The organism is Streptomyces azureus (assembly GCF_001270025.1).
In the GTDB taxonomy this organism is placed as follows: domain Bacteria; phylum Actinomycetota; class Actinomycetes; order Streptomycetales; family Streptomycetaceae; genus Streptomyces; species Streptomyces azureus.
The window spans coordinates 109,519-132,731 of the sequence record NZ_DF968243.1; the positions used below are offsets into that span (position 1 = coordinate 109,519).

The following is a 23,213-nucleotide window of genomic DNA, read 5'->3' on the forward strand; positions in this document are numbered from 1 at the left end:
GCAGCGACGGAGGAGGTGCCCCATGGGAGTCCTGAAGAAGTTCGAGCAGCGTCTCGAAGGTCTGGTCAACGGCACCTTCGCCAAGGTGTTCAAGTCCGAGGTCCAGCCCGTGGAGATCGCCGGAGCGCTCCAGCGTGAGTGCGACAACAACGCCACCATCTGGAACCGCGACCGGACGGTCGTACCCAACGACTTCATCGTGGAGCTGAGCACACCCGACTTCGAGCGGCTCAGCCCCTACTCCGGCCAGCTCGGCGACGAGCTGGCCGGCATGGTGCGTGACTACGCCAAGCAGCAGCGCTACACCTTCATGGGCCCGATCAAGGTGCACCTGGAGAAGGCGGAGGACCTGGACACCGGCCTGTACCGGGTCCGCAGCCGTACGCTCGCCTCCTCCAGCAGCCAGCAGGCCCCGTCAGGCGCCGCCGCGCCCGCAGCCCCGCCCGCCGGACGCCCCGGCGGCTACGGCTACCCGCCGGCCGCCGCGCCCGCGGGCGCCCCGCCCATGCCGGCCGCGCCACCGCCCGGCGGACGCCCCGGCGGCTACGGCTACCCGCAGCCCGCGGACGCCCAGCGGCCCCCGGCCGCCCCGGCGGCCGGCGGACGCACCCGCCACTGGATCGAGATCAACGGCACGCGCCATCAGATCTCCCGCCCGACGCTGGTGCTGGGCCGCAGCACCGACGCCGACGTGCGGATCGACGACCCCGGCGTCTCCCGCCGGCACTGCGAGATCCGGACCGGAACGCCCTCGACGATCCAGGATCTCGGATCCACCAACGGCATCGTGGTGGACGGGCAGCACACCACCCGCGCTACGCTCCGCGACGGCTCGCGGATCGTCGTGGGCAGCACCACCATCATTTACCGGCAAGCCGAAGGGTGAAGCGGGGGCAATGTCAGAGCTGACCCTCACGGTCATGCGGCTGGGTTTCCTGGCCGTTCTGTGGCTGTTCGTGATCGTGGCCGTGCAGGTCATCCGGAGCGACCTGTTCGGTACGCGCGTCACCCAGCGCGGATCGCGACGGGAGGCCGGACGGCAGCAGCAGGCCGCCCGTCAGGCGCCGCCGCAGCAGCGCCAGCAGTCCGGCGGCGGCCGCCGCGGCCGTAACGCCCCCACCAAGCTGGTCGTGACCGAGGGCACCCTCACCGGCACCACGGTCGCGCTCCAGGGCCAGACCATCACCCTGGGCCGGGCGCACGACTCGACGATCGTGCTGGACGACGACTACGCCTCCAGCCGCCATGCCAGGATCTACCCGGACCGCGACGGCCAGTGGATCGTCGAGGACCTCGGCTCCACCAACGGCACGTACCTGGACCGGAACCGGCTGACGACTCCCACACCGATTGCGCTGGGCGCGCCGATCCGCATCGGCAAGACCGTCATCGAGCTGCGGAAGTAGTACGACAATGAGCGAGCGGAGCGAGCACGCAGTGGCGGGCCCCACCCCGGGCCCCGGCGCGCTCCCGACCGGAGGGTGGGCAGTGTGGCTCGACACGACCGGCTGTACCCGGAGCCGACAGGCGAGGTGCGCATGAGTCTGTCACTGCGCTTCGCGGCCGGATCGCACAAGGGGATGATCCGGGAGGGCAACGAGGACTCCGGATACGCCGGCCCGCGCCTGCTCGCCATCGCCGACGGCATGGGTGGCGCCGCGGCGGGCGAGGTCGCCTCCTCCGAGGCCATCTCCACGATCGTCGCGCTCGACGACGACGTCCCCGGCTCCGACATCCTCACCTCGCTCGCCACGGCCGTACAGCGCGCCAACGACCAGCTGCGCTCGATGGTCGAGGAGGACCCCCAGCTGGAGGGCATGGGGACCACCCTCACCGCCCTGCTGTGGACCGGCCAGCGCCTCGGCCTGGTCCACGTCGGCGACTCCCGCGCGTACCTCCTCCGCGACGGCGTCCTGACGCAGATCACGCAGGACCACACCTGGGTGCAGCGCCTGGTCGACGAGGGCCGTATCACCGAGGAAGAGGCCACCACCCACCCGCAGCGCTCCCTCCTCATGCGCGCGCTCGGCAGCGGCGACCACGTCGAACCGGACCTGTCCATCCGCGAGGTCCGCGCCGGCGACCGCTACCTGATCTGCTCCGACGGCCTGTCCGGCGTGGTGTCCCACCAGACCCTGGAGGACACCCTCGCCAGCTACCAGGGCCCCCAGGAGACCGTCCAGAACCTGATCCAGCTGGCGCTGCGCGGCGGCGGCCCGGACAACATCACCGTCATCGTCGCCGACGTCCTCGACCTCGACACCGGCGACACCCTCGCGGGGCAGTTGTCCGACACCCCCGTCGTCGTCGGCGCCGTCGCCGAGAACCAGCACCAGCTGCACGACAACGGCATCATGCAGACCCCCGCCGGCCGCGCCTCCGGGCTCGGCCGCCAAGGGCACGGCCAGGGCGGCGGAGGCGGCGAGTTCGGTCCGCCCGGCTCCGGCGACACCACCGGCTACATCCCGGCGGCCGGCCTGGGCTACGGCGACGACGACTTCGACAAGCCCCGCAAGAAGGGCCGCTGGCTGAAGAGATCCCTCTACGGCGCCCTCGCGCTGGCCGTCATCGGCGGCGGCCTGTACGGCGGCTGGCGCTGGACGCAGACGCAGTACTACGTCGGCGCCGAGGGCGAGCACGTCGCGCTGTACCGGGGCATCAGCCAGGACCTGGCGTGGGTGTCGTTGTCGAAGGTCGAGAAGGACCACCCCGAGATCGAACTCAAGTACCTGCCGCCCTACCAGCAGAAGCTGGTCAAGGCGACCATCGCCGAGGGCGGGCTGGAGAACGCCCGGGCGAAGGTCCAGGAACTGTCGGTGCAGGCCTCCGCGTGCAAGAAGGAAGCGCAGCGGCGCCAAGCCGAGAGCCAGAACAACTCCAAGACCGGCGAGGGCGAGGCCGGGGGCACCACGGGAACCACTCCCGCCTCCTTCACGTCCAAGGCCACACCGACACCGAACCCGTCCACCCCGTCGGGCTCGCCGTCGGCGCCTGAGAAGTCCCCGAACCCGTCCACGACCGCACCTACTCCCAGCCCCGGCCCCAGCCTCTCGGAGGAAGAGCAGAAGGTCGTCTCGCTGTGCGGTAAGCAGTAGGCAAGCCGTGAGAGGCCCTGTTACACGATGAGCGGTACGAACACATCGCATTCGCCGACGCACCACACGTCCACGATCGGCGCGATCGGTGCGCCGAGCCGGCGCAACACCGAGCTGGCGCTGCTGGCGTTCGCCGTGGTCATTCCGGTGTTCGCCTATGCCAACGTCGGGCTGGCCATCAACGACTCGGTGCCGCCGGGCCTGCTGAGCTACGGGCTCGGACTCGGCCTGCTCGCGGGCGTCGGCCATCTCGCCGTACGGAAGTTCGCGCCGTACGCGGACCCGCTGATGCTGCCGCTGGCGACGCTGCTGAACGGGCTCGGTCTGGTCGCCATCTGGCGGCTGGACCAGTCGAAGAAGCTCCAGGCGTCCGACCAGTTCGTCGAGGCGGCACCCCGCCAGTTGCTGTACTCCGCGATGGGCGTCGCCCTGCTGGTGGCCGTGCTGATCTTCCTCAAGGACCACCGCGTCCTGCAGCGCTACACCTACATCTCCATGGCCGGCGCGCTGTTCCTGCTGGTTCTGCCGCTCGTGCCCGGACTCGGCGCGAACATCTACGGTGCCAAGATCTGGATCAAGATCCCCGGTCTCGGCACGCTCCAGCCCGGCGAGTTCGCGAAGATCGCACTCGCTGTCTTCTTCGCCGGCTACCTCATGGTCAAGAGGGACGCCCTGGCTCTGGCCAGCCGCCGTTTCATGGGCCTGTACCTGCCGCGCGGCCGCGACCTCGGTCCGATCCTCGTCGTCTGGGTGATCTCGATCCTCATCCTGGTCTTCGAGACCGATCTCGGTACGTCGCTGCTGTTCTTCGGAATGTTCGTCATCATGCTGTACGTCGCCACCGAGCGGACCAGCTGGATCGTCTTCGGTCTGCTGATGTCCGCGGCCGGCGCCGTCGGCGTGGCGAGTTTCGAACCGCACATCAAGACGCGTGTGCAGGCCTGGCTCGACCCGATGCGCGAGTACATGCTCAGCCGACAGGGCCAGGTGGGCCACACCGAGCAGTCCATGCAGGCCCTGTGGGCCTTCGGCTCCGGCGGCACGCTCGGCACCGGCCTCGGGCAGGGCAACTCCGACCTCATCGGCTTCGCCGCCAACTCCGACTTCATCCTCGCCACCTTCGGCGAGGAACTGGGCCTGGCGGGCGTCATGGCGATCCTGCTGCTCTACGGCCTGATCGTCGAGCGGGGTGTACGCACCGCACTCGCGGCCCGCGACCCCTTCGGCAAGCTGCTGGCCGTCGGCCTGTCCGGCGCCTTCGCCCTCCAGGTCTTCGTCGTGGCCGGCGGTGTCATGGGCCTCATCCCGCTGACCGGTATGACGCTGCCGTTCGTGGCCTACGGCGGTTCCTCCGTGATCGCCAACTGGGCCCTGATCGGCATCCTGCTGCGCATCAGCGACACCGCACGCCGCCCGGCCCCGGCTCCGGCCGGCAATCCCGACGCCGAGATGACTCAGGTGGTCCGCCCGTGAACAAGCCCCTGCGCCGGATCGCGGTCTTCTGCGGTCTGCTCGTCCTGGCCCTGCTCATCCGCGACAACTGGATCCAGTACGTCCAGGCCGACGAGCTCAGGACCGACAAGAACAACCGCCGCGTCATCATCGAGCGCTACGCCTCCCCGCGCGGCGACATCATCGTCGGCGGACAGCCGATCACCGGCTCGACCGAGACGTCCGGCAGCGACTTCAAGTTCAAGCGGACCTACAAGGACGGCCCGATGTGGGCGCCGGTCACCGGCTACGCCTCGCAGGCCTTCGGCGCCACCCAGCTGGAGTCCATCGAGGACGGCATCCTCACCGGCAACGACGACCGGCTCTTCTTCCGCAACACCCTCGACATGCTCACCGGCAAGAAGCAGGAAGGCGGCAACGTCGTCACGACGCTGAACGCCGCCGCGCAGAAGGCCGCGTACAACGGTCTGAAGAAGCAGGGCGGCAAGGGCGCCGTCGTCGCCCTGGAACCGTCCACCGGCAAGATCCTGGCCCTGGCCTCCTACCCGTCGTACGACCCGTCGTCCTTCGCCGGGAACTCCACGACGACGGACACCGAGGCCTGGCAGAAGCTCCAGAAGAAGAACAACCCGGACGACCCGATGCTCAACCGGGCGCTGCGCGAGACCTACCCGCCCGGCTCCACCTTCAAGGTGGTCACCGCGGCCGCCGCCCTGGAGGACGGGCTCTACACGGACCCGAACCAGAAGACGAACACACCGCTGCCGTGGATCATGCCGGGCACCACGACGCCCCTGAAGAACGAGGGCAACATCCCCTGTAAGAACGCGACGCTCCGGGTCGCCCTGCAGTACTCCTGCAACACCGTCTTCGGCAAGATCGGCGCCGACCTCGGCAACGACAAGATGCTGGACATGGCCAAGAAGTTCGGCTTCACCGAGGAGCAGTTCACGCCGGTCCGCGCCAACGCCTCGGTGTTCTCCGACGACATGAACCCGTCGGAGACCGCGCTGTCGTCGATCGGCCAGTTCAACACCGCCGCGACCCCGCTGCAGATGGCCATGGTGGCCTCGGCCGTCGCCAACGACGGCAAGCTGATGAAGCCGTACATGGTCGACGAGCTCCAGGCCCGCAGCGTCGACACCCTCGAGAAGACCGACCCCGAGGAGCTCAGCCAGCCGCTGTCCTCGGAGAACGCCCAGAAGCTCCAGTCGATGATGGAGACGGTCGTCGAGAAGGGCACGGGCTCCAACGCCAAGATCCCGGGCGTCACGGTGGGCGGCAAGACCGGTACCGCCCAGCACGGTGTCGACAACAGCGAGAACCCCTACGCGTGGTTCATCTCGTACGCCAAGGGTGACGACGGCAGCTCGCCGGTCGCCGTGGCGGTCGTGATCGAGGATGACAACGCCGTCCGTGACGACATCTCCGGCGGCGGCCTCGCGGCGCCGATCGCGAGGAACGTGATGGAGGCGGTCATCCAGAGCAAGCAGTGACCCCGCTCACGTCTGCTTCACAACGGTGCACGTTGCGATACCGGTCCTGTATCGGCTGACGGGCTTGGCCAGGTCACACAAAGCGAGCCGGGTACGGTAGGCCCGGACGGCAGCCTCCGACCGTACAAGCTTCCGGTCGGGACCGACGGAGAGGGCTGGTAGGTAGCTATGGAAGAGCCGCGTCGCCTCGGCGGCCGGTACGAACTGGGCCAGGTGCTCGGGCGTGGTGGCATGGCGGAGGTCTACCTCGCGCATGACACCCGCCTCGGCCGCACCGTGGCGGTGAAGACGCTGCGCGCGGATCTCGCGCGTGACCCTTCCTTCCAGGCCCGGTTCCGCCGGGAGGCCCAGTCGGCCGCCTCGCTCAACCATCCCGCGATCGTCGCGGTCTACGACACGGGCGAGGACTACATCGACGGGGTCTCGATCCCGTACATCGTCATGGAGTACGTAGACGGCTCGACGCTCCGCGAACTGCTCCACTCCGGCCGCAAGCTGCTGCCGGAGCGGTCCATGGAGATGACCATCGGCATCCTCCAGGGCCTGGAGTACGCCCACCGCAGCGGCATCGTCCACCGCGACATCAAGCCCGCGAACGTCATGCTGACGCGCAACGGCCAGGTCAAGGTGATGGACTTCGGCATCGCCCGCGCCATGGGCGACTCCGGCATGACGATGACGCAGACCGCGGCGGTCATCGGCACGGCCCAGTACCTCTCGCCGGAGCAGGCGAAGGGCGAGCAGGTGGACGCCAGGTCGGACCTCTACTCGACCGGCTGTCTGCTCTACGAACTCCTGACGGTGAGGCCCCCCTTCGTCGGCGACTCCCCGGTCGCCGTGGCCTACCAGCACGTCCGGGAAGAGCCGCAGGCGCCGAGCGTCTTCGACCCCGAGATCACGCCCGAGATGGACGCGATCGTCCTGAAGGCGTTGGTCAAGGACCCGGACTACCGCTACCAGTCGGCCGACGAGATGCGCGCCGACATCGAGGCCTGCCTCGACGGCCAGCCGGTCGCGGCCACGGCCGCGATGGGCTCGGTGGGCTACGGCGGCTACCCCGACGACCAGCCGACGACGGCCCTGCGCGCGGACTCCGGCGCGGGCGCCACGTCGATGCTGCCCCCCATGAACCCGGACGACGGCCGCTACGGCTACGACGACCGCCCCGACCGGCGCCGCCAGCAGCAGCGCAAGTCCAACACCTCGACGATCCTGCTGGTGGTGGCGGGCATCCTCGTCCTGGTCGGGGCCATTTTGATCGGGCGGTGGGCGTTCAGCGGCAACGGAGGCGCGCGCGACGACACGCTCGCCGCACCCAACTTCGTCGGTGAGACCCAGCAGAATGCCAGGAAGCTGGCCACCAACGCCGACCTGGAACTGTCCTTCAGCAGCAAGCCCTGTGAGGACCAGGCCAAGGGCAACATCTGCTCGCAGGACCCGACAGCCGGAACGGACGTCAAGAAGGGCGACACCATCTCGCTGGTGGTGTCGACCGGGGCGCCGAAGGTCGCGGTGCCGAGCGTCGTCGGCGACAGCCTGGACGACGCCAAGGCGACCCTGAAGGCCGACAAGTACGAGTTCCAGGTCGAGACGAAGGCGAAGGAGTCCCCGGAGGACCCCGGCACCGTCCTCGATCAGAACCCGAAGCTGGGCGAGGAGGTGGAGAAGGGCTCCACCATCACCCTCACCATCGCCAAGGAAGCGGAGAAGTCCACCGTCCCCGACGTCCTCGGCCAGAGCTGTGACGCGGCCAAGCAGCAGATGCAGGCCAGCAACCTGGTCGGCGACTGCACCGAGGTCGAGACCGACGACGACAACCAGGTCGGCAAGGTCATCGCGACCACCCCGCAGGCCGGCACGTCGGTCGACAAGAACTCGTCGGTCAACATCCAGATCGGCAAGAAGAAGGAACAGCAGAAGACGCGCGTGCCCCAGGTCGTCGGCCAGAACGTCGGCCAGGCCAAGCAGATCCTTGCGGCGGCAGGCTTCACCAAGATCCAGTTCGCGGGCGGCAGCGACCAGAGCGACAACGCCGTCGTCGCCGGCCAGGACCCGCAGGGCAACACCGAGGTCGACGACCCGGCGAACACGACGATCACTCTCCAGACCGTCGGCTTCGGCAACAACAACGGCGGCAACAACAACGGCGGCGGCAACGGCGGCATCTTCGGCGGCATCACCGGCCGCGACGAGGACAACTGACCCCGCCCCCGTCGCCTCGCACCACGGAGCCCCCGGCTTGTGAAAGCCGGGGGCTCCGTGGTGCGAGGCGTCCTACGCGGTGCCACTCTCCGAGTTGCAGTACACCTCTCGGCCGGCATCGCCCTTCTTCAGGCACACCTTCACCGTGACCCGGGTTCCTTCAGGGAGGTTCTTGGCCGTCTCCCTGCACTTTCCGTTGCCCCCGAAAACCTGGAACGACACAGAGCCGCCCGGGTATGTCATTTCCACGCGCGGCCGAAGGCCGTCCGCCTCCATGTCGCAGCCCTCGAGCTTGTCCCCGTTGGGCGTCCAACAGGCCTGCCCACCCCTGAAGGCATCTGTTGTGTAGACGCAGAATGTATTCGCCGCACTCGCCGAAGGAGCGCTGAACATCACGGACGCCACTGCGGCGGCGGCTCCCGCCGCAAGAACCCGACGTATCACTGATTGCCTTCCACCTCTGCCGCAAGCCCTTACTTGCGGACGTTATGAGTAGATGCGTCCCGTCAGGCCTGATGGTCTGCAGACCCGACAACTCATCCACCCGTCGGACATGTTAGCGACGGGGCAACTGCGGGCGTCACAGCGGTCGGAGGTGGCGATGTGCCTTAATGCCGACACGGATCTCGGCCTCCTGTCGGCGAAGAACCGGGTCCGCGGTATTCAGGCCAATTCTTTCGGCGGTGTCCGGTCGCCGTCCACCTTCTCCACCCGCTCCAGCTCCCCCCACACGATGTAGCGGTACGTGCTCGTGTACACCGGCGTGCAGGTCGTCAGGGTGATGTAGTGCCCGGGCTTCTTCTTGCCGGACTCCTTCGGCACCGCCGAGAGGACCTTGACGTTGTACTTCGAGGTCTCGGGAAGGATGCCGTAGACCTTGTAGACGTACCACTTGTCCTTCGTCTCGAAGACGATCGGGTCACCCTTCTTGATCTTGTCGATGTTGTGGAACTTGGCGCCGTGACCGTCCCGGTGGGCGGCGAGGGAGAAGTTGCCGGTCTTGCCCGACATCGGCAGGGCCGACTTGACGGGATCGGTGTAGTACCCGGCGACACCGTCGTTGAGGATCTTGTTCGACGTGCCCTTCTCGACCAGGACCTCGCCGTTCTTCATCGCCGGCACATGCAGGAACCCGATGCCGTTCTTCGTGTCCAGCGCACCGGGCCCACCCCGGCCGTGCGCCCAGCCGTCACGGACCTGGTCCGCCTGCTTCCCCGCCGCACGGTCGGCGACCACGTTCGTCCACCACAGCGAGTAGGCGACGAACAGGCCCAGGACCAGTCCCGCGGTGATGAGGAGTTCCCCGAAGACGCTCACCGCCATGGCGATCGGGCCGGGACGGCGCCGGGCCGCGGACGGCCGGGACGCCGCCGCGCCGGTGTGCTCTTCGTGCTCCGTGTCGGTGGTCGCTGCCACTGGTCATCTGCCCTTAACTGACGAGCGCATCCGGCTTGCCCTTGCTGCGCGGCCGTTCCTCGACCATCTTGCCCCAGACGATCATCCGGTACTTGCTGGTGAACTCCGGCGTGCACGTGGTCAGCGTGATGTAGCGGCCGGGCTCCGTGAATCCCGACCCCGCGGGGACGGGATTCAGGACGCTCGTGTTGCTGGGCGAGGTGACCGGCAGGATCGACGCCATCTTGTAGACGTAGTACTCGTCCTGCGTCTCCACGACGATCGGATCGCCCGGAGTGAGCCTGTTGATGTAACGGAACGGTTCTCCGTGGGTGTTGCGGTGGCCCGCGAGCCCGAAGTTCCCGGTCTTGTCACTCGGCATTGCGGTCTTCAGCGCGCCCTCGGCGTAGTGGCCGACCATGCCCCGGTCGAGAACGCCTTTACTGCTCGTGCCCTCGGCGATCGGCACCACCACGTCCAGCTTCGGGATGTGCAGGATGGCGAATCCCTGCCCCGGCTCGAAGGCCCCCGGGTTGCGTTTGCCGCTCGCCCAGCCGTCCTGGAGGCTGCTGGCCTCCTGGCCGGCCTGCGCGTGCGCCCGGACGTTCGTCCACCACAGCTGGTAGGTCACGAACAGCAGCATCAGCACGCCGGTCGTGATGAACACCTCACCTACGGCCCGGCTGGCCACCACCGCCGGGCCCGGCTTGCGCGCCCGCGCCTGCCGTCGCGCCTCGACCCGCGACAGCGGCGCCCGCCGCCCCTCCCGAGCCGAGTCCTGGGCCGAACGGGTCTCCGAAGCGCCGCCATGGCGCCCGTGACGGCGCTTGGAGGCCTTTCTGCGGGCCGCACGGCCGCCATGGGCGGGTCCGTCGTGCCGCGTGGCGGAAGAGCCCGGAGAACCGGCTGTGGGGTCACCGGCCATGGTCGGCGGATCCGGTATCCGCAGCGCCACCGTCTCCTCGTCGACGGCAGGCCGGTACGGCTCGTCCGGGACGGGCTCGTACGACGCCGGGTACTGTTCCGGCTCGGACGCGTACGGCTCCGGTGTGAACGGCTCCGGCTGCGGCACGTACGGCTGCGGCTCCGGCTGTGCCATGTACAGCTGTGACTGCGGCTGCGGCTCCGGCCGCGGAGAAGCACCGTACGCCCCTCCACCCGACCACTCCTCGAACGCACCCGGCGCCCCGTACGACTGCTGCCCGTACGAGGTGTCGGACTCGCGCTCGGGGCGCAGCGCCGTCACGCCGTGGCCCTGCCCACCACCGGGGCGAGCCCGGCCGACCTCGCCACCGCACCCTGGTCCCCGCACTCCACCAGCCAGTTGGCCAGCATCCGGTGCCCGTGCTCGGTCAGCACCGACTCGGGATGGAACTGCACGCCCTCGACCGGAAGTTCCCGGTGCCTCAGGCCCATGACGATGCCGTCGTGGGTCCGGGCCGTGATCTCCAGCTCCGCCGGGACCGTCGCGGGCTCGGCTGCCAGCGAGTGGTAGCGCGTCGCCGTGAAGGGCGAGGGCAGGCCGGCGAAGACGCCCCGGCTCGTGTGCTCGACCAACGAGGTCTTGCCGTGCAGCAGCTCGGGCGCGCGGTCCACCACACCGCCGTACGCCACCTGCATCGACTGCATGCCGAGGCACACTCCGAAGACCGGGACGCCCGTGGCAGCGCAGTGCCGGACCATGTCGACGCAGACGCCCGCCTCCTCCGGCGTGCCCGGGCCCGGGGAGAGCAGGACCCCGTCGAAGCCGTCCTGGGCGTGCGCCGTCGACACCTCGTCGTTGCGCAGGACCTCACACTCGGCACCCAGCTGGTACAGGTACTGGACCAGGTTGAAGACGAAGCTGTCGTAGTTGTCGACGACGAGAATGCGCGCGCTCACTGGTTGTCCACCGTCACATCGTTGAAGGGCAGCAGCGGTTCCGCCCACGGGAAGACGTACTGGAAGAGGACGTAGACCACGGCCACGACCAGGGCGAGTGAGATCAGCGCCCTCACCCACGTGTTCCCCGGCAGATGCCGCCAGATCCAGCCGTACATGCCGTCCCTTCCGTCGTACCACGGCACCAGACCCACGCCGTACAGCCACCAGACTAACGGCGCAACGCCTCAGGTTTCCCGGCCTCCACAGGCTGGGTGGAGTCCAGGTGCGCCCAGACGATCAGCCGATGACTGTGTCCCCATTCCGGTTCGCACGTCGTCAGCGTCAGATAACGGCCCGGACGCGTGTACCCGGATGTACGTGGGACAGGGTCGATCACCTCGATGTCGGAGGGCACTGTTTTGTACGGGCCTTTGTCGATCCGATACGTGAACCAGGTCGTGCCGTCGGTCAGCACCACGGCGTCACCCCGCCTCAGCTGGGGGAAGTCCTTGAAGGGGTCGCCATAGGTGCGGCGGTGACCGGCGACCGCGAAGTTCCCCTTCTGGCCGAGCCGGGCGGTCTCCGCGTAGTGGCCCAGGCCCTTCTTCAGGGTGCCGGTCGCCGTGCCTTCGAGCACCGGCTTGTTCCACGTGAAACCAAGACGCGGGATATGCATGATCGCGAACGGCTTGCCCTTGGCGTAGGGCGCGGGCTTCGGAGGACTCGCGGTGCTCTCGGTGGAGGGGCCGGCCGCCGCGGGGGGCGCGCTCGACTGCGCCCACTGCTCCTGGAGCAGTTCGATCTGGTCGTCCATGACGTCGTCGGCCTTCACGCCGGTCCAGAACAGCACGTAGACGACGAACAGCACGATCACGCTGCCGACGGTGATACACAGTTCGCTGACGGTCCTGACGATCACACGCACCGGCGGCTCCCCCGGCGGTTCTCCTACTCCACGGGCTTCGCGTAGTGCAGATCCACTGTGCCCGAGTAACCGGGAAGAGTCACCGGCCCGTTCTCCTCGACTTTCCAGCCGAGCCCGTAGACGTTGACGTAGACCATGTAGTTCTGGATCGCCGGGGACGCCGCGAGCGCCTTCTGGAGCTTGCCCGGGTCACCGACCGCCGTGATCTTGTACGGCGGTGAGTAGACGCGGCCCTGGAGGATCAGGGTGTTGCCCACGCAGCGCACCGCACTGGTCGAGATCAGCCGCTGGTCCATGACCTTGATGCCCTTGGCCCCGCCCTGCCACAGCGCGTTCACCACGGCCTGGAGGTCCTGCTGGTGGATGACCAGGTAGTCGGGCTGCGGTTCGGGATAGCCGGGCAGCTTGGCGGTGGCGTCCGGCGGGGCGTCGTTGAGCGTGACCGTGAGCGACTCGCCCTTGAGCTTCTGCGTGCCCGCGCGCTTCTCCAGGGCGGCGAGCTTCTCGTCCTCCGCCTTGGTGCTGCCGTCGTCGCGCTCGGCGAGCGCCTCTATCTCCTTGCGCAGGGTCCCGTTGGTCTCGTCCAGCTCGCCGTTCTCCCTGCTGCGCTCCTCGATGAGATCGGACAGCTTCAGCAGCGAGGTGTCCGTGCGGATGTTGGTGCCCTTGGCGGTGTCGAAGCTGGTGAAGAAAATGAGTCCCGCGAGAGCGAAGACGGCCGCCGTGAGGATCCGCACGGGCCGGAAACGGCGCGCGCGCTCAGGGGTGGATCCCGTCCCGGGGGAGTCGGCAGAATTGCTCAACGTACCCTTATCTCCTTCGGCGCCACGGAAGCACTACGCTAACGGACGCCCGGGGGAGCACTCAGAGTCCCCTTACGCTGCCCCGAGACCGACTCAGTTCCCTGCGCGGCCACGCAGCGCATCGACAGGAGAGACCCTCGTGCCGAAGTCACGTATCCGCAAGAAGGCCGACTACACGCCGCCGCCTGCGAAGCAGACGACCGCCATCAAGCTGAACAGCCGTGCCTGGGTCGCGCCCGTCATGCTGGCCATGTTCCTCATCGGCCTGGCCTGGATCGTGGTCTTCTACGTCACCGACGGCTCGCTGCCCATCGACTCGCTGGGCAACTGGAACATCGTGGTGGGCTTCGGCTTCATCGCGGCCGGATTCGGTGTCTCGACCCAGTGGAAGTAGCGGTCACCGGACGGTGAACGCAGCTCTCCCCAGGGCTGTTCGCTGAGTTATCCACAGCCGTTTTCCACAGGTGGAAAAGAAAGACGATCTGTGGATAACTCGTCGAGTGTTGACGCCGGTATGACGGAAGTACCGGAACTCGAAAGCATGTTCGCCCCCTGTCTGACCTGCGGAAACATGGGTCAGTGGCAGGGGGCACATGCGTTCCCGCACACTGTGCACAAGATCCGCCACCCGCTGTGGACAACGCCCGCGATCAGCTGAGCTGGGCCGTCCTCAACAGGGTCAACAGGACGACCAGGCCGAGGACCAGCGCACACGTGCCGTACTGGATCAGAGCACGTCGCTCGCGCGGGGCGTGGACCAAGGCGTATCCGACGACGACACCGGCGACGAGGCCGCCGATGTGGGCCTGCCAGGAGATGTTGAAACCCGGGCTGAAGGTGAAGATCAGGTTGATCACCAGCAGCGCGATGATCGGACGCATGTCGTAGTTGTGCCGGCGCATCAGCACGGCCGTGGCGCCGAACAGGCCGAAGATCGCGCCGGAGGCGCCCAGCGTGGCCGTGTTCGGGGAGGTCAGCAGATAGGCCAGGGCGCTGCCCGCGAGACCCGAGATCAAGTAGAGCGCGAGGTAGCGGACGCGGCCGAGAGCCGCTTCGAGCGGGCCGCCGAGCCACCACAGGCTGAGCATGTTGAACGCGATGTGCCAGATCTCCTGGTGGGTGAACATCGAGGTCACCATGCGGTACCACTCGCCTCCCGCCACGCCCTGTGTCGGCGTGAAGGGCGCCGGCGGCCAGGCGCCGAGCAGGACGAGGTCGCTCAGGAGCGACTCGCGGACGGAGACGGCGATGAACACCGCCAGGTTGATACCGATGAGGATCTTGGTCAGCAAGCGAGGGTCGGTGGTGACGGCGCCGCCCGCGATCGTCCGGGGCATGGCGGCCGTGGGTGCGTGACCGGTGCCGGAGCCGCCGCGGACGCACTCGGGGCACTGGAAGCCGACGGAGGCGTTGACCATGCACTCGGGGCAGATCGGGCGCTCGCAGCGGGTGCAGCGGATGCCGGTCTCGCGGTCCGGGTGGCGGTAGCACATGGGGACGCTGTGGGCGTCCTGCGGGCTGCCCGCAGCCTGGTCGTCCATGAGATCCCCTAGGTCGTGATGAGAAAGCCCGCCCCGCTCATCTTTACGGACGAGCGGGGCGATTGGTTCCCTGTGGGGGCTTCCGCGCTCAGCGGGTCTCGATGACGACCGACTCGATGACCACGTCGTTGAGCGGGCGGTCGGTGCGCGGGTTCGTCTGGGTCGTGGCGATGGTGTCCACGACCTTCTGGCTGGCCGCGTCGGTGACCTCGCCGAAGATGGTGTGCTTGCGGTTCAGCCACGCCGTCGGGGAGACGGTGATGAAGAACTGCGAGCCGTTGGTGCCCGGGCCGGCGTTGGCCATCGCCAGCAGATAGGGCTTGTCGAAGCGCAGGTCCGGGTGGAACTCGTCCTCGAACTGGTAGCCGGGGCCGCCGGTGCCGTTGCCCAGCGGGTCACCGCCCTGGATCATGAAGCCACTGATCACCCGGTGGAAGACCGTGCCGTCGTAGAGCCTGTCCGTGGTCTTCTGTCCCGTCTCCGGGTGAGTCCACTCCCGCTCGCCCTGGGCGAGCTCGACGAAGTTCTTGACCGTCTTCGGGGCGTGGTTCGGCAGAAGCCGGACTTCGATGTCGCCGTGATTGGTCTTCAGGGTGGCGTAGAGCTGCTCAGCCACGATCTGCCTTCCGTTGTCTTTCCGTGACTCCCTGATCCTCGCATGGACGGGGCTCCGCGTCGCCCGACCTCCGTTCACCGGGGGTAAACGGGACCGATCGCTTGCAGAAAACCAGTCGAGTAGTCCCGGGGCGGGGGCGCGCGGCGGCGATCCGTGGCATTGTCGACGACAAGCTCCCGTTGCCCCCTATTCATCCGCTATTGCATGCGATCAGCTCCCGATCAGCACTCGGTCCGCTCTTGATCGGTTTTCGACCGGAGATGGCCCGGAGCCGGCGCCCGTGACCCGGATGCCCGCCCGCGCATGCCTGGCGGCGCACCGGGAGGCATGATCCGTAAAAGGGTGGAAAGTCGAAATACCGTACGCCACCGAGGAGGAGGAACCCGTGACCCGCATCGACAGCGTGCGCGCCGCGACTGGTTCGGCGAAGGACAGCGTGCTGCACGCCGCGGAAGTGGTGGCGCCCTACGCCGACACGGCCAAGGACAGGGCCGCACACTACGCACACGAGGCACGCGTACGGCTAGCGCCCAAGGTGACGCAGGCCGCCGGGCAGGCGCGCGTCCAGTACGGCGCCCATGTGCAGCCGTATCTGGAGCAGGCCCGCACGCATGTGCCGCCGAAGGTCGACCAAGCCGCCCACGAGGCCGCCGTCCGCACGCGCAAGGCTGCCCGGCAGGCGGCAGAGTACTCCAGGCCGAGGCTCGAGCAGGCAGTGGCCGCGGCCGTGCCCGTCACGAGTGAGGCCGCCGCCCGGAGTGTGGCCGCGATGGCCGCGCTGCGCGGTCAGGTCTCGTCGAAGGAGGTCCAGAAGCTGATCCGCAAGCAGGAGCGGCGGGCGAGGGCCGGCCGGGCCATGAAGACGCTGGTCATCCTGGGCGCCGTCGCGGGCGGTGCCTTCGCGGCCTGGAAGTGGTGGGACAAGCAGGCCAACCCGGACTGGCTGGTGGAGCCACCCGCCGCGACGGAGGTCCCCGAGTCGGGCCGTCTGACCTCTGTGGACGGCAGTGGTGAGTCCGTTCTGGACCCGGAGGTCGAGGCGAAGCAGGCCGAGGACGAGTCCGCCCGGCGCGACGACCGTTCCTGACGATCGCCGCTGATCCGAAAGCCCGGCTACGCCCCAACAGCACGGCGGTGCGGGACGCTTGAGGCCCAACCTGGAGCCTCAAGCGTCCCGCCTGCCGTGCTGTTTCACGTGAAACACGCGTCGGCGACACCTGTCAGGTGCCTTGCGTATCGCTCGGGTCAGATCCTCGCCCGTGGTGTGCCCAGTCGGCCCCGAGCCAGTCGAAGTCCAGATCGTCGGCGAGCGTACGGATTCGCAGGCCGACGGCCGACTCGACGCGCTCGGCGAGAACGGCCGCGGCGGGACCGCGCCTGGCGCGGCCAGGCGGGCGTCGCGTCGTCCCTGGGCCGGGGCCACCCCGCCACTCGCTCCACCGCGAGAAGCAACATGCCCTCCGAATCACGTTTCCGCAGTTCGGAGGGCATTCGAGAGTGGAGCCTAGGGGAGTCGAACCCCTGACATCTGCCATGCAAAGACAGCGCTCTACCAACTGAGCTAAGGCCCCGGAAGAGGAACGTCCACCGGAAGAAACCACGTCCCGGCGAGCGTCGAAGACCAGAGTACCGGGTCACCCCCGTGATTCCGCAAAAAGATTGGGGGTCCCCGTCGCCGACCACTCTCCGTAAGATGCTCGGCGTGGTTCGCTACCGCGAACCGCCGTACTTGGGGAAGCGATGGGGAGACGCAATGGACGCCGCACAGCAGGAAGCCACCGCAAGAGCGCGGGAACTGCAGCGGAACTGGTACGGGGAGCCGTTGGGTGCGCTCTTCCGTAGGCTCATCGACGATCTTGGTCTCAACCAGGCTCGTCTCGCGGGGGTTCTGGGATTGTCCGCGCCGATGCTGTCACAGCTGATGAGCGGTCAGCGGGCGAAGATCGGCAACCCCGCTGTGGTGCAGCGGGTGCAGCTGCTTCAAGACTTGGCGGGGCAGGTCGCGGACGGCAGCGTGAGCGCGGCTGAGGCCACTGAGCGCATGGAGGAGATCAAGAAGTCACAGGGGGGCTCGGTGCTCAGCAACGCCACACAGACGACGAGCAGTTCGGGGGCGCCCACGGTCAAGCGTGTCGTCCGGGAGATCCAGTCGCTGCTGCGCTCGGTCGCGGCGGCGGGCGACATCATCGACGCCGCGGAGACCCTCGCCCCGACCCACCCGGAACTGGCCGAGTTCCTCCGGGTGTACGGCGCCGGCCGCACCTCGGACGCGGTCGCGCACTACCAGTCCCACCAGAACTGATCCCGCCACCCGGCCGCCGAAGGGGGTTCGGCACCGGGCTTCGGGTGATGTGACGGGGGGTGCGTCACGGTACGGGCGGGCACGACGGGGCGTGTGCCGTACGGGGGACCGGTCGACGCGAGGGGGACGTGTATCTCATCGGTATCGCTCATCGGGGGAGCCGTTTCGCCCGTCGGGGAGTCGTAACGCTCGTCGAGGGGGAAGCAAGGGGGGAGACCACAGGGGGAGGAGCGACGTACAGCCATGGGTGAGGTCTTCGCCGGCCGGTACGAACTGGTCGACCCGATCGGACGCGGAGGGGTCGGTGCCGTCTGGCGCGCCTGGGACCACCGCCGCCGCCGCTATGTGGCCGCCAAGGTCCTGCTCCAGAGCGACGCGCACTCGCTGCTGCGCTTCGTCCGTGAACAGGCCCTGCGGATCGACCACCCCCATGTGCTCGCCCCCACCAGCTGGGCCGCCGACGACGACAAGGTTCTCTTCACCATGGACCTGGTCGCGGGCGGCTCACTGGCCCACCTCGTCGGGGACTACGGCCCTCTCCCGCCGGCCTTCGTCTGCACGCTGCTCGACCAGCTGCTGGCGGGGCTGGCCGCGGTGCACGCGGAGGACGTCGTCCATCGCGACGTCAAGCCCGCCAACATCCTGCTGGAAGCCACCGGCACGGGCCGGCCTCGGCTGCGGCTGTCCGACTTCGGCATCGCGATGCGGCTGGGCGAGCCTCGCCTGACAGAGACCAACCTCGTGGTGGGGACGCCCGGTTATCTGGCGCCCGAGCAGATGATGGGCGCGGAGCCCGACTTCCCCGCCGACCTGTTCGCCGTAGGCCTGGTCGCGCTGTATCTGCTGGAGGGTGCCAAGCCGGACAGCAAAGCGCTCATCCAGTACTTCGCCGAGCACGGAACTCCCGGCGCGCCCAAGGGCATTCCGGAGCCGCTGTGGCAGGTGGTGGCCATGTTGCTCCAGCCGGACCCGCAGGCCCGGTTCCGTACGGCCACAGGGGCGCGCAAGGCGCTCGCCGCCGCCACGGAGCTCCTCCCCGAGCCCGGCCCGGACGACGAACTGATCGAGATCTTCGATCAACTCGGCCCGCTTCCACCGGGGTTCGCTCCGGAGGGCCCGCTGGAGAGAGCGCGGGGGCTGGGGCCGAGGGAGGACGGGCCGCCCAGCCCGGTGGCGGGTGAGGAGAGGTCCGGTCCGGCGGCGGACGAGGAGCGGTCCCGGCAGAACACCGCCGACAACGGCGACGCCTGGTCCGCCCCGGGCGCAGCGGTCGTGCCGCCCGGCCCCCGCCAGGACACCGCCCCGCCGGCCACCCCGGCTCAGCAACCCTCCATGTCGGACACCGGCAGCTTCCACCTGCCGCCGCCCCAGGCCACCGTCACCAACTCCCCCACGCCGAGCCACGACGCACAGGCGCAGGTACAGGTACAGGCGCAGGCGCAAGCACAGGCCTCGCACCAGCAGGCCGCTTACTCCCCCTACGACCCCACATACCCCCTGTCCCCGTCCCGGCCGCTCCCACCGGCGTACCCGAGCCATGCGCATCACGCGGGCTATTCAGACCAGCCGTTGCCCCCGGCAACACAGCAGCCCACCCACACCTCCACCGCCCCCTACACCGCCCAGACCCCACGAGCCCCACGGCCCGGACAGACGTCCTCACGACATCGAGCACAACGCCCTCCCCGCCACCCCGGCCCCCCGGCCAAGGTGGCGGTCCCGCTGCTGCTCCTGGCTCTGGTCTGCTACGCCGTAGGGTTCTGGGCCCTGACCCGCATCTGAGCCCCCGCCGACGTCAGCCCGGGTGCCAGTCCCGGGTCCCCCTGCCTGGCTCCCCAAGCCGGGCTTTCCCCGGCCTGCCTACCCGGCGCTCCTCCGCCGAGCCACCACGGTCCACATCCCGAGCCCCACCAGCAGCGCGCTCCCGGTGCCGATCCCGCCCACGGCGACGACCCGCATCGCGGTGTCGTCACCCCCGGCCACGCCCTCCGCAGCCGCCTCCCGGTCCTCGTCGGAGACCTCGAAGACGCCCTTCGGCTGGGACTCCCCCACGTAGTCGGGCCCGCCCTGCGCCGCCCCGCTCACCCGGACCCGCAGTGTCATGCCGAACGGCCCGTCCCCGAAGCTGTCGGCGACGCTCTCCGAAAGGTGCGCGACGAGGTAGTAGGAGCCGGCGAAGCGCATCGCACCGACCTGGCCGATGACGGCGTGACGGTTGGCGTGGTCGACCGGCGGCAGGGGAGGCAGGCTCCCGGACTTCTGGTCGCCGTCGTAGCCGACGCCCACGTGGGCGACGGGGCCGCGCGCCGGGTTGTACAGGGCCAGGTCCAGCGCGTCGGTCGTGTAGCCGGTGCCGCCGGAGGCCGAGCTGCCGAGGTCGGCGGTGACCTGGAGCTGCTGGCCCCAGTCGACCGGCACCTCGTAGAAGAGCGTCTGGCCGGGGCGGATGTCGTCCCGCCAGACCCCCTGGTCCAGCGGGGTGGCCCCGGCGAATCCCGCCCCGCCCCGGCGGTCCTCCCACTCCCCCTGGAGCGGCTGGGGCGAGGCGGATTTCCACACCTCGGGTGCGCTGGTGGGCCCGGTCTTCGCCGTCCGGGGCTCCGCCGTGGCGAAGAGTTCCAGATCCCAGGCGTCGGGCGAGGAGCCCTCGCCCTTCGGGTCGACGCGCTCGACGGACACGTAGTAGGTCCCGGCCTCCCGGCACAGCGACTTGGTGGGCGAGATCTCGCGCCGGCCCCACGCCGCGATCGGGTGCGGGCTGCGGGCGGCACCGAAGTTCGCGGTGTCGCTGGAGCAGGGGGTGCCGTCGTCGTCCTGCACGGACACCCTGAGCCCGTCGATGACGGAGACAGTGCTGTCGGGGGAGGGGACGGCGGTGACGGAGACGTACGCGTTCGACGTGGCGTCGAGCTGGAGGCGGTAGCTGACCTTGCCGCTGCTCGGGAGGGAGCTCTTGTAGGCCGTGCCGGGCGTCAGCAGTACGGCGTCAGCGGTGCTCCTCGCCCCCTCGATGCTCCGGGCGTCTTCGGCGAAGCCGTAAGGGCCCGGCGCCTCCGCCGTACCGGACGCCCCTGCGGCGGCCAGGGCGGCCTGTCCGGGCACCACGGCGGCCGTCGTACCCAGCACCACCGCCACGACGCCCAGGCGCACGACCACCGACGGGCTACGACCGCGCCACGCGCCCGCACGCCCCCACGCCGTACGACACCGTCCCCTCACGCGCCACCCCTCACGTCACCGGACCGCGGAACCGCCGTGGAACCGCAAACCGTGGAACCGTGGCCCATCCTGCACCGCCGCCGCGTCCGCCGTCCCGCCGTCCCCATGAACACACAAAACCCCGACCGCGAGGCGGCCGGGGTGTGCTCGGTTTGGGATGTCGTGACTCACGAACCCGTGGGCACGGAGTCAGTCGCCTCCGTCCACAGATCCTGCTCGGCGCGATCCGCCTGGATCTGGCGGTACACGAGGAGCCCGCCGATGGCGGCCAGTGCGACCAGGAGAAGCTTCTTCACCGCGCGACCTCGTCTTTCCTTGACGTAGGGGACCTCTGCCGCCCGACTATACACACCGACCGATACCGATCGGTGACCTGAGTCGACCCTCAACTCCCTTCCCGGAAACCGGGATAGGAGCGAAGTACGCCGCTCCGACCGGAGAGTGGTCACACGCCGACGGATGGTTACTTCGACCGCTCTTCTCCTCCTTCCTCACCTTTTCGCCCCTGTTGCACCCATCCGGGTGGTGTTCATCTGAACATCGACGCGCCACGGGCGTCGGTCCACCACTTCTCGCCCCCCATACACATCATGAGGAAAGTACGCAAATCGCCCAACCCGAAAGTGAGGGGTTATGGCCCGGAACAAGGTCATGAAGCTGTGGACCACCATCGTCACCGCCTTCCTCGCGCTGTGCACGGCGCTCGGATTCGTCACCACGACCGCCGCCGCGGCGGTACCGCAGCCCGAGCAGAAGCGCAACAGCGCGCTCATCCCGCAGCAGCGGACGGCGCCGGCGGCGGCCCCCTGGTCCTTGTCCTACGCCAAGGCCCTGCCCCCCACGATGAAGCAGCGCATCCACGCCGAGGCCCACGGCAAGTCCCCCAGCTGCCGCCACCGCCCGCTCGCGGACACGACGGCGTCGCCCACCGCCGACGGCACCGACGACGACACCGACACCGACACCGACGGCGACCCAGCGGACCACCTCACTCCGCTACAGCGCTGACATCCCCGGCACGTCCCGGCGACCCGCGTACAGGCCCGGCAGCTCCGAGGAGCTGCCGGGCCTTTTTCAGCCGGCGATGCCAGCGGATTGCGCAGCTGCCGCCGGCTGATCCAGCAGTCCCCTGGGATCAGCCCTTGGAAAGTGTGACCTGTGACTCCTGCTGTCCGGTGTCGACAGCCACCGGGTAGTCCCGGTCGTCTGCCCGGGCCCGGCTGCGCGTCGTCGCGGTGCCGGGCTGGAACGAGGTGCCGGGTTCCTGGCTGGTGAGACTGACCGACCACGGCACGGGCGCGCCCGGCGTGCAGGCCACGGTCGTCTGGTAGGACGCCCCCGGCGTTCCCTTCTTCTGGATCTGGAAGACCTGGCCGGTGAGCGAGACGCTCGCGGGCTTGTTGCACGTCACGGTGCCACCGACGGTGATCTTCCCCTCCGGGACGTCCACCGTGCCCTCGGGGTCGGCGTTCATCCCCATCGCGAGCTCGACCGGAGGCTCCGGCATGACCGCGTGCACCGCACCGCGCAGAGGCACCGTCGATCCGTTGCAGTACTGCTCGAAGGTGGCATCGAGCTCGCGGATGTAGCCGTAGGGGCCGAAGGCGATGTGCTCGATGGTGAAGGAACCGGAGTTGGTGTTGCACCACTTCTCGGTCCCGTTGTCGGTCCCGCTGAACACCAGTTCCGGATCTTCCGGCTGGGCGTCGGGCCACTGCTTCGCCCCGCTGTACGTGGTGCCCTCGGTCAGCTTCTGACCATCGGGGGCAGCGACGATGAGTCGCCAGAGCGTGCCCTGGTCCGCGTCTATCGCGACGGTGAGGCCGTTCCCCTCGGTGCCGCCCTGGACGTCGAACAGCTGGACCGCTCCAGCCGTGTACTCGTACGACCGACCACCGGACATGGGCTCACCCGCGTCGCCACTGAAGCTCAGCGTTCCCGACGCCGCGCTGTGGGCCTGTGCAGTGCTCGCCAGCGGCGCGACCGCGAGCGCGACGGCCATCGCCGCGACAACCCCCACCGTCCGGGCCAGGACGCGTCTGGGCATGGTGCTTCTCGTCAAGGTTCCCCCCAAGGGAGCTTCTGGAAGGCCAGTCGGCCTCACACTGGAAGCGCTGGAGCGTCAGCGATCGTCACAGGGGCCTCATGGATGCGAAAAGACCCCCAGTCGAATCCCGACTGGGGGTCTTTTTCGCTGGTGGGGCTAACAGGATTTGAACCTGTGGCCTCATCCTTATCAGGTCGATCACGGGGCGCCAGCAATCTTGGGGGATCCGCTCCGTGCCTGGGCTTCTCGTCCGCTGG

At 68.9% G+C, this 23,213-nt stretch carries 22 protein-coding genes and 1 tRNA gene; 11 read left to right on the forward strand and 12 right to left on the reverse strand.

What is annotated here, in order from left to right:
* The first annotated feature begins 22 nt into the window (after positions 1 to 22).
* The 6 genes from AOQ53_RS12615 (at position 23) to pknB (ending at position 8,245) form a co-directional block, all read left to right on the forward strand.
* On the forward strand, positions 23 to 886 hold the full coding sequence (locus AOQ53_RS12615) for an FhaA domain-containing protein (protein ID WP_059417118.1): 864 nt from the start codon (positions 23 to 25) through the stop codon (positions 884 to 886).
* 10 nt (positions 887 to 896) lie between these two features.
* Positions 897 to 1,406, forward strand: a complete 510-nt coding sequence (locus tag AOQ53_RS12620; protein WP_020273104.1) for an FHA domain-containing protein FhaB/FipA — start codon at positions 897 to 899, stop codon at positions 1,404 to 1,406.
* A 132-nt stretch (positions 1,407 to 1,538) separates the two neighbouring features.
* Positions 1,539 to 3,095, forward strand: a complete 1,557-nt coding sequence (locus AOQ53_RS12625; protein WP_059417119.1) for a Stp1/IreP family PP2C-type Ser/Thr phosphatase — start codon at positions 1,539 to 1,541, stop codon at positions 3,093 to 3,095.
* Positions 3,096 to 3,122: 27 nt separating this feature from the next.
* The gene (locus AOQ53_RS12630) at positions 3,123 to 4,568 is read left to right on the forward strand and encodes an FtsW/RodA/SpoVE family cell cycle protein (RefSeq protein WP_059417120.1); all 1,446 of its coding nucleotides are present in this window, start codon (positions 3,123 to 3,125) and stop codon (positions 4,566 to 4,568) included.
* Complete coding sequence (locus AOQ53_RS12635) at positions 4,565 to 6,043, forward strand: peptidoglycan D,D-transpeptidase FtsI family protein (RefSeq protein ID WP_059417121.1); 1,479 nt, start codon at positions 4,565 to 4,567, stop codon at positions 6,041 to 6,043. Before AOQ53_RS12630 ends, AOQ53_RS12635 begins: the two co-directional genes overlap by 4 nt.
* A gap of 168 nt (positions 6,044 to 6,211) precedes the next feature.
* Positions 6,212 to 8,245 carry a Stk1 family PASTA domain-containing Ser/Thr kinase gene (gene pknB / locus AOQ53_RS12640; protein WP_059417122.1) on the forward strand — a complete coding sequence of 678 codons (2,034 nt, stop codon included), beginning with the start codon at positions 6,212 to 6,214 and terminating at the stop codon, positions 8,243 to 8,245.
* Between the two features lie 663 nt (positions 8,246 to 8,908).
* Here pknB and AOQ53_RS12650 read toward each other — a convergent pair.
* The 6 genes from AOQ53_RS12650 to AOQ53_RS12675 are packed head-to-tail and all read right to left on the reverse strand — an operon-like array spanning position 8,909 to position 13,231.
* Positions 8,909 to 9,661 carry a class E sortase gene (locus tag AOQ53_RS12650; RefSeq protein ID WP_059417124.1) on the reverse strand — a complete coding sequence of 251 codons (753 nt, stop codon included), beginning with the start codon at positions 9,659 to 9,661 and terminating at the stop codon, positions 8,909 to 8,911.
* Positions 9,662 to 9,674: 13 nt separating this feature from the next.
* Positions 9,675 to 10,886 carry a class E sortase gene (locus tag AOQ53_RS12655; protein WP_059417125.1) on the reverse strand — a complete coding sequence of 404 codons (1,212 nt, stop codon included), beginning with the start codon at positions 10,884 to 10,886 and terminating at the stop codon, positions 9,675 to 9,677.
* Complete coding sequence (locus tag AOQ53_RS12660; protein ID WP_059417126.1) at positions 10,883 to 11,521, reverse strand: aminodeoxychorismate/anthranilate synthase component II; 639 nt, start codon at positions 11,519 to 11,521, stop codon at positions 10,883 to 10,885. Before AOQ53_RS12660 ends, AOQ53_RS12655 begins: the two co-directional genes overlap by 4 nt.
* Positions 11,518 to 11,715 (reverse strand): hypothetical protein, encoded by a 198-nt coding sequence (locus AOQ53_RS12665; protein ID WP_059417127.1) that lies wholly within the window; start codon positions 11,713 to 11,715, stop codon positions 11,518 to 11,520. The genes AOQ53_RS12660 and AOQ53_RS12665 overlap by 4 nt, the downstream gene beginning before the upstream one ends.
* A 17-nt stretch (positions 11,716 to 11,732) precedes the next feature.
* Positions 11,733 to 12,428, reverse strand: coding sequence for a class E sortase (locus AOQ53_RS12670; RefSeq protein ID WP_059417128.1), 696 nt, complete (start codon positions 12,426 to 12,428; stop codon positions 11,733 to 11,735).
* 23 nt (positions 12,429 to 12,451) lie between these two features.
* On the reverse strand, positions 12,452 to 13,231 hold the full coding sequence (locus tag AOQ53_RS12675) for a DUF881 domain-containing protein (RefSeq protein ID WP_078945279.1): 780 nt from the start codon (positions 13,229 to 13,231) through the stop codon (positions 12,452 to 12,454).
* Between the two features lie 139 nt (positions 13,232 to 13,370).
* Between AOQ53_RS12675 and crgA the strand changes: the two genes are divergently transcribed.
* A complete protein-coding gene (crgA, locus tag AOQ53_RS12680; RefSeq protein ID WP_059417130.1) occupies positions 13,371 to 13,625 on the forward strand; it encodes a cell division protein CrgA in 255 nt (84 codons plus the stop codon).
* Between the two features lie 256 nt (positions 13,626 to 13,881).
* Here the strand turns inward: crgA and AOQ53_RS12685 are convergent, their stop codons facing one another.
* Positions 13,882 to 14,772: a rhomboid family intramembrane serine protease gene (locus AOQ53_RS12685; RefSeq protein WP_059417131.1), complete on the reverse strand. Its 891-nt coding sequence runs from the start codon at positions 14,770 to 14,772 to the stop codon at positions 13,882 to 13,884.
* A gap of 88 nt (positions 14,773 to 14,860) precedes the next feature.
* Positions 14,861 to 15,388: a peptidylprolyl isomerase gene (locus AOQ53_RS12690; protein WP_059417132.1), complete on the reverse strand. Its 528-nt coding sequence runs from the start codon at positions 15,386 to 15,388 to the stop codon at positions 14,861 to 14,863.
* A 385-nt stretch (positions 15,389 to 15,773) separates the two neighbouring features.
* On the opposite strand from AOQ53_RS12690, the gene AOQ53_RS12695 reads away from it, so the two are divergent.
* A complete protein-coding gene (locus AOQ53_RS12695; RefSeq protein WP_059417133.1) occupies positions 15,774 to 16,475 on the forward strand; it encodes a DUF5324 family protein in 702 nt (233 codons plus the stop codon).
* Between the two features lie 411 nt (positions 16,476 to 16,886).
* Here AOQ53_RS12695 and AOQ53_RS12700 read toward each other — a convergent pair.
* Positions 16,887 to 16,959 (reverse strand) — tRNA-Ala (locus AOQ53_RS12700).
* Positions 16,960 to 17,141: 182 nt separating this feature from the next.
* Here AOQ53_RS12700 and AOQ53_RS12705 point away from each other — a divergent pair.
* Both AOQ53_RS12705 and AOQ53_RS12710 read left to right on the forward strand, forming a co-directional pair.
* Positions 17,142 to 17,690: a helix-turn-helix domain-containing protein gene (locus tag AOQ53_RS12705; protein WP_059417134.1), complete on the forward strand. Its 549-nt coding sequence runs from the start codon at positions 17,142 to 17,144 to the stop codon at positions 17,688 to 17,690.
* Between the two features lie 243 nt (positions 17,691 to 17,933).
* Entirely contained in the window at positions 17,934 to 19,472 is a 1,539-nt protein-coding gene (locus tag AOQ53_RS12710; protein WP_059417135.1) for a serine/threonine-protein kinase, read from the forward strand.
* A gap of 78 nt (positions 19,473 to 19,550) precedes the next feature.
* On the opposite strand, the gene AOQ53_RS12715 is transcribed toward AOQ53_RS12710, so the two are convergent.
* On the reverse strand, positions 19,551 to 20,909 hold the full coding sequence (locus AOQ53_RS12715) for a hypothetical protein (protein WP_236711675.1): 1,359 nt from the start codon (positions 20,907 to 20,909) through the stop codon (positions 19,551 to 19,553).
* Between the two features lie 167 nt (positions 20,910 to 21,076).
* Positions 21,077 to 21,205, reverse strand: a complete 129-nt coding sequence (locus AOQ53_RS46125; protein ID WP_003999697.1) for a DLW-39 family protein — start codon at positions 21,203 to 21,205, stop codon at positions 21,077 to 21,079.
* 337 nt (positions 21,206 to 21,542) lie between these two features.
* On the opposite strand from AOQ53_RS46125, the gene AOQ53_RS12720 reads away from it, so the two are divergent.
* Positions 21,543 to 21,917 carry a DUF6344 domain-containing protein gene (locus AOQ53_RS12720; RefSeq protein ID WP_059417137.1) on the forward strand — a complete coding sequence of 125 codons (375 nt, stop codon included), beginning with the start codon at positions 21,543 to 21,545 and terminating at the stop codon, positions 21,915 to 21,917.
* A gap of 127 nt (positions 21,918 to 22,044) precedes the next feature.
* Here the strand turns inward: AOQ53_RS12720 and AOQ53_RS12725 are convergent, their stop codons facing one another.
* Positions 22,045 to 22,956 carry a hypothetical protein gene (locus AOQ53_RS12725; protein ID WP_063888886.1) on the reverse strand — a complete coding sequence of 304 codons (912 nt, stop codon included), beginning with the start codon at positions 22,954 to 22,956 and terminating at the stop codon, positions 22,045 to 22,047.
* Positions 22,957 to 23,213: the final 257 nt, after the last annotated feature.